Source organism: Limnohabitans sp. DM1 (genome assembly GCF_001269385.1).
Taxonomy (GTDB): Bacteria; Pseudomonadota; Gammaproteobacteria; order Burkholderiales; family Burkholderiaceae_C; genus Limnohabitans_A.
The window spans coordinates 1-3,290 of sequence record NZ_CXOO01000009.1 but is presented as its reverse complement, the minus strand read 5'-3'; the positions used below and the strand labels follow the sequence as shown (position 1 = coordinate 3,290).

2 pseudogenes are annotated in these 3,290 nt (G+C 58.5%); both read left to right on the top strand.

Going from position 1 to position 3,290, the window contains the following annotated elements:
• Positions 1 to 1,409: pseudogene (locus tag AMM33_RS01250) on the top strand (calcium-binding protein); the annotation flags it as partial.
• Positions 1,384 to 3,290, top strand: a pseudogene (locus tag AMM33_RS01245) (hypothetical protein); the annotation flags it as partial. The pseudogenes AMM33_RS01250 and AMM33_RS01245, both read left to right, overlap by 26 nt.

Genomic DNA, 3,290 nt, shown 5'->3' with positions numbered 1-3,290 from the left:
TTGACGGCGGTTATGGCACCGACTCGAGCAACGATGACGAAGGCAATGACATCATTGATGGTGGCGAAGGCGCCGACACCATTGACGGCGGTAATGGCAACGACTCTATCAACGGCGGTGAAGGCAACGACATCGTCAATGGTGGCGAAGGCGACGACCTCATTGACGGTGGTAATGGTGCCGACTCCATTGACGGCGGTAATGGCGACGACTCGATCAATGGCGGCGAAGGTAACGACATCGTTGAYGGTGGCGATGGCGCAGACACCATTGACGGCGGAAATGGTGCAGACRCCATTGACGGCGGTAATGGCGACGACTCGATCAACGGCGGCGAAGGCAACGACATCGTTGATGGTGGCGATGGCGCAGACACCATTGACGGCGGTAATGGAGACGACTCGATCAACGGCGGCGAAGGYAACGACATCGTTGAMGGTGGCGATGGCGCAGACACCATTGACGGCGGTAATGGCGACGACTCGATCAACGGKGGCGAAGGTAACGACATCGTTGATGGTGGCGATGGCGCAGACACCATTGACGGCGGTAATGGAGACGACTCGATCAACGGCGGCGAAGGTAACGACATCGTTGATGGTGGCGATGGCGCAGACACCATTGACGGCGGTAATGGCGACGACTCGATCAACGGCGGCGAAGGYAACGACATCGTTGATGGTGGCGATGGCGCAGACACCATTGACGGCGGTAATGGCAACGACTCGATCAACGGCGGCGAAGGCAACGACATCGTTGAYGGTGGCGATGGCGCAGACTCCATTGACGGCGGTAATGGAGACGACTCGATCAACGGAGGCGAAGGCAACGACATCGTTGATGGCGGTAATGGCAACGACTCGATCAGCGGCGGCGAAGGTAATGACATCGTYGATGGTGGCGATGGCGCAGACACCATTGACGGYGGTAATGGCGACGACTCGATCAACGGCGGCGAAGGCAACGACATCGTTGAAGGTGGCGATGGCGCAGACACCATTGACGGCGGTAATGGCAACGACTCGATCAACGGCGGCGAAGGYAACGACATCGTTGATGGTGGCGATGGCGCAGACACCATTGACGGCGGTAATGGCGACGACTCGATCAACGGCGGCGAAGGCAACGACATCGTTGATGGTGGCGATGGCGCAGACACCATTGACGGCGGTAATGGCAACGACTCGATCAACGGCGGCGAAGGTAACGACATCGTTGATGGTGGCGATGGTGCAGACACCATTGACGGCGGTAATGGCAACGACTCGATCAACGGCGGCGAAGGTAACGACATCGTTGATGGTGGCGATGGYGCAGACACCATTGACGGCGGTAATGGCAACGACTCGATCAACGGCGGYGAAGGCAACGACATCGTTGACGGTGGNGGACGGTGCCGACTCCATTGACGGCGGTAATGGAGACGACTCGATCAATGGCGGCGAAGGCAACGACATCGTTGGCGGTGGCGACGGCAATGACAGCTTAGACGGCGGTAATGGCGACGACTCGATCAACGGCGGCGAAGGTAACGACATCGTTGACGGTGGGGATGGCAATGACAGCTTAGACGGTGGTAATGGCGACGACTCCATTGACGGCGGTAATGGCGACGACTCGATCAACGGTGGCGAAGGTAACGACATCGTTGATGGTGGCGATGGCGCAGACACCATTGACGGCGGAAATGGTGCAGACACCATTGACGGCGGTAATGGCAACGACTCGATCAACGGCGGCGAAGGTAACGACATCGTTGACGGTGGCGATGGCGCCGACACCATTGACGGTGGTAATGGCGACGACTCGATCAATGGCGGCGAAGGTAACGACATCGTTGACGGTGGGGACGGTGCCGACTCCATTGACGGCGGTAATGGAGACGACTCGATCAATGGCGGCGAAGGTAACGACATCGTTGATGGTGGCGATGGCGCAGACACCATTGACGGCGGAAATGGTGCAGACACCATTGACGGCGGTAATGGAGACGACTCGATCAACGGCGGCGAAGGCAACGACATCGTTGAAGGTGGCGATGGCGCAGACACCATTGACGGCGGTAATGGAGACGACTCGATCAACGGCGGCGAAGGCAACGACATCGTTGATGGTGGCGATGGCGCAGACACCATTGACGGCGGTAATGGCGACGACTCGATCAACGGCGGCGAAGGTAACGACATCGTTGACGGTGGGGACGGTGCCGACTCCATTGACGGCGGTAATGGAGACGACTCGATCAATGGCGGCGAAGGTAACGACATCGTTGATGGTGGCGATGGCGCAGACACCATTGACGGCGGAAATGGTGCAGACTCCATTGACGGCGGTAATGGCAACGACTCGATCAACGGCGGCGAAGGTAACGACATCGTTGACGGTGGGGATGGCAATGACAGCTTAGACGGTGGTAATGGCGACGACTCCATTGACGGCGGTGAAGGTAACGACATCGTTGACGGTGGCGATGGCGCAGACACCATTGACGGCGGTAACGGCGACGACTCGATCAACGGCGGCGAAGGTAACGACATCGTTGATGGTGGGGATGGCAATGACAGCTTAGACGGTGGTAATGGCGACGACTCGATCAGCGGCGGCGAAGGTAACGACATCGTTGACGGTGGGGACGGCAATGACAGCTTAGACGGTGGTAATGGCGACGACTCGATCAATGGCGGCGAAGGCAACGACATCGTTGACGGTGGGGACGGTTCCGACTCCATTGACGGCGGTAATGGCGACGACTCGATCAATGGCGGCGAAGGTAACGACATCGTTGACGGCGGTAATGGTGCAGACTCCATTGACGGCGGTAATGGAGACGACTCGATCAATGGCGGCGAAGGTAACGACATCGTTGATGGTGGCGATGGCGCCGACTCCATTGACGGCGGTAATGGCGACGACTCGATCAACGGCGGCGAAGGTAACGACATCGTTGATGGTGGSGACGGTGCCGACTCCATTGACGGCGGTAATGGCGACGACTCGATCAATGGCGGCGAAGGTAACGACATCGTTGACGGTGGCGATGGCAATGACGCCATTGACGGCGGAAATGGCGCAGACTCCATTGACGGCGGTAATGGCGACGACTCGATCAACGGCGGCGAAGGTAACGACATCGTTGACGGTGGCGACGGCAATGACAGCTTAGACGGCGGTAATGGCGACGACTCGATCAACGGGGGCGAAGGTAACGACATCGTTGAAGGCGGTAATGGCAACGACTCGATCAGCGGCGGCGAAGGCAACGACATCGAGATCGGAAGGAGCACACGTCT